This window comes from Mesorhizobium sp. M7A.F.Ca.AU.001.01.1.1, assembly GCF_004022735.1.
Lineage (GTDB): Bacteria > Pseudomonadota > Alphaproteobacteria > Rhizobiales > Rhizobiaceae > Mesorhizobium > Mesorhizobium ciceri.
The window spans coordinates 1-3267 of record NZ_RZPF01000725.1 but is presented as its reverse complement, the minus strand read 5'-3'; the positions used below and the strand labels follow the sequence as shown (position 1 = coordinate 3267).

Sequence of the window (3267 nt, the reverse complement as noted above, 5' to 3'; positions counted from 1 at the left end):
GCATCGACGACGAGCCCCGCGCCTTTTCCGGCGGCATGCGCCAGCGCCTGCAGATTGCCCGCAACCTCGTCACCGGGCCGCGCCTGGTGTTCATGGATGAGCCAACAGGCGGCCTCGATGTCTCGGTGCAAGCCCGCCTGCTCGACCTGCTGCGTGGTCTGGTCACCGATCTCGGTCTGGCGGCCATCGTCGTCACCCACGACCTTGCCGTGGCGCGGCTCTTGTCGCAGCGCATGATGGTGATGAAGGACGGCCGCGTCGTCGAAAGCGGCCTCACCGACCGCGTGCTCGACGACCCGCGCGCGCCTTACACGCAATTGCTTGTTTCCTCGATTTTGCAGGTTTGACGATGGCGCCAAGGCACCCCCCTCTGGCCTGCCGGCCATCTCCCCCTCAAGGGGGGAGATTGGCTATCGTCCTCGGTTTCGCCACTCTCCAACGTTGCAGAACAAGCGCAACGAGAAAGCTGCCGATCTCCCCCCTTGAGGGGGAGATGCCTGGCAAGGCAGAGGGAGGCGTTGGCCCGCAAACGAACGACAATTGGAGGCCCTTCTGATGGCAACCCCCCTCGTTGTCTCCGACGTCGCCAAGAGTTTCACCATGCACCTGCGCGACGGCATCAAACTGCCTGTTGTCGCCGGTGTCTCGTTCTCGATCAGGGCTGGCGAATGCACCGTGCTCGGCGGTCCTTCCGGTGCCGGCAAGAGCTCGATCCTGAAGATGCTCTACGGCAACTACGCCGTCGACGAAGGCCAGATCATCGTCACGCATGATGATGGGCTGATCGACCTCGCCACCGCCAGCCCGCGCACCGTGCTGGCCATACGCCGGCAAACGATCGGCTATGTCAGCCAGTTCCTGCGCACCGTGCCGCGCGTCTCGGCGCTCGACGTCGTCGCCGAACCGCTGGTCGAGCGCGGCGAGAATCGCGAAGCCGCAAGGGACAAGGCGCGCGCCTTGCTGGCGCAGCTCAACCTGCCGGAGAAACTCTGGGCTTTGCCGCCTGCGACCTTCTCCGGCGGCGAGCAGCAGCGCGTCAACATCGCGCGCGGCTTCATCACCGAGCATCCGATCCTGCTGCTCGACGAGCCGACAGCCTCGCTCGATGCCAGGAACCGCGATGTCGTGATCGAACTCATCGCCGCCAAGAAGGCTGCAGGTGTCGCCCTGCTCGGCATCTTCCATGACCACGATGTACGCGAGGCGGTTGCCGACCGCATCATCGACGTCACCGCTTTCGCGCCCGGAAAAATCGCCGCATGACCAGGAAATTGTCCGAGACGCCGCTGGTCCACCCGACGGCGGATGTACAGAATTCGACGCTCGGCCGCTGGACCGAGATCGCCGACCGTAGCCGGGTCTCGGAAAGCGAACTTGGCGACTATTCCTACATGATGCAGGACTGCTCGGTCTGGTGTGCGACGATCGGCAAGTTCGCCAACATCGCGGCCAGCGTGCGCATCAACGCCACCAACCACCCGACCTGGCGGCCGACGCTGCATCACTTCACCTATCGCGCCTCGGACTACTGGGACGATGCCGAGCACGAGAGCGAATTCTTCGCCCAACGCCGCGCCAAGCGGGTCACCATCGGCCACGACACCTGGCTTGGTCACGGCTCGACCATCCTGCCCGGTGTCACCATCGGCGATGGCGCCGCGGTCGGCGCCGGCGCTGTCGTCTCGAAAGATGTAGCGCCCTATACGATCGTCGCCGGCGTGCCGGCAAAGCCGATCCGCGAGCGCTTCGATCGCCGCACGGCCGAACGCTACCAGGCGCTGGCCTGGTGGGACTGGGACCATGCAAGGCTGCGGGCCGCGTTGGATGACTTCCGGGAGCTCGAGGCCGAGGCGTTCTTGGAGAAATATGGCGGATAGCGACGCCAGGAACGGGCTGTCACTGACGCTGGGCAGCGGGGGCAAACCGCCCCCGCCCCTGCTATCCGCATGACGTGCCTCTCGACACCGGCATCGACGCCATGACGGCCCTTGTCTGGAACGCCTGAAGGACGGCCTCGCCATCGCCGGCGCGCGACGGGCGAGTATATGCGCATCAAGTGGTGCCGTCTGGCCACCGGCGCCAGCTCGCCAGGCCTGCATTCCACATCACCTTCGACTGCTGATCCTGGGCCGGCCGCAGACTCCGGCCTGTGGAGCGTAACAAAACTGACATCATCGCGACACGGCAGGTTCATGTGGCTGCGTTAGGCGAGAGCCTGACGATCAATGGTCCCGGACTGGAACCTGCCCCCATGCCAGCAAATTCCGCCACGCTCGAAATCCGCGGTGTCACCCGACGATTTGGCAAGAACACTGCCGTCAGCGACATCAACATCGCGATCCCGCAGGGTCAGATGGTTGGCATTATCGGCCGTTCGGGCGCCGGCAAATCAACCCTCCTTCGCATGATCAACCGTCTCATCGATCCCAGCCAGGGGTCGATTTTTTTTGACGGCGCCGAGGTCTCGAAGCTGAGCGGTTCGCCGCTGCGGCGCTGGCAGCGTGACTGCGCCATGATCTTCCAGCAGTTCAACCTGGTGCCGCGCCTCGACGTGCTGACCAATGTGCTGCTCGGCAAGCTGAACCACCGCTCGACCATCACCAACCTGTTCGGCATGTTCTCCCGCGCCGAATGCGCCGAGGCGGTCGCGGCACTCGAGCGGCTCGACATCGTCCGCACCGCGCTGCAGCCCGCCGGCACCTTGTCGGGCGGCCAGCAGCAGCGCGTCGCCATCGCTCGTGCCATGATGCAGCAGCCCAGAGTGATCCTCGCCGACGAGCCGATCGCCTCGCTCGACCCGCTCAACGCCAAGGTGGTGATGGATTCGCTGCAGGACATCAATTTGCGCGAAGGCATCACCGTCGTCACCAATCTGCACACGCTGGACACCGCCCGCACCTACTGCAACCGCATCATCGGCATGGCTGCCGGCAAGGTCGTCTTCGACGGCCCGCCGGAAGAGCTCAACCGCGAGGCGGTGCGCCTCGTCTACGGCGCCGACAGCAATGGCCAGGAAATCTCCGAGGCCATCACCTCGACCAGCGTTGCCTTCAGCCGAAAGATCGCCGCATCCGCCGGACCGCTCGAGCCCGCATTCCCGGGATATTGAGAGCGGTTGGGATCGCCAGCCCACGTCAAGGGCACCTGTCAAAATCGATAACGCTGCCGGCGCGGGGCCGGAACCTACAGGAGAAATATCCAATGTTCAGGAAGATGGTCTTTGGCGCCGTTTCGGTGCTCGCCATGGCGACCAGCATGGCCCATGCC

At 64.8% G+C, this 3267-nt stretch carries 4 protein-coding genes; all 4 read left to right on the top strand.

Features of this window, described 5'->3' with window-relative positions; all coding sequences use genetic code 11:
- The coding region (locus EN884_RS30615; protein ID WP_127373777.1) for an ATP-binding cassette domain-containing protein at positions 1–347 on the top strand (347 nt) is incomplete at its 5' end.
- A 208-nt stretch (positions 348–555) separates the two neighbouring features.
- Positions 556–1263 carry a phosphonate C-P lyase system protein PhnL gene (gene phnL / locus EN884_RS30605; protein ID WP_063169037.1) on the top strand — a complete coding sequence of 236 codons (708 nt, stop codon included), beginning with the start codon at positions 556–558 and terminating at the stop codon, positions 1261–1263.
- Complete coding sequence (locus EN884_RS30600; RefSeq protein ID WP_063169038.1) at positions 1260–1877, top strand: DapH/DapD/GlmU-related protein; 618 nt, start codon at positions 1260–1262, stop codon at positions 1875–1877. Before phnL ends, EN884_RS30600 begins: the two co-directional genes overlap by 4 nt.
- A gap of 374 nt (positions 1878–2251) precedes the next feature.
- Positions 2252–3109 carry a phosphonate ABC transporter ATP-binding protein gene (phnC, locus tag EN884_RS30595; protein ID WP_063169039.1) on the top strand — a complete coding sequence of 286 codons (858 nt, stop codon included), beginning with the start codon at positions 2252–2254 and terminating at the stop codon, positions 3107–3109.
- Positions 3110–3267: the final 158 nt, after the last annotated feature.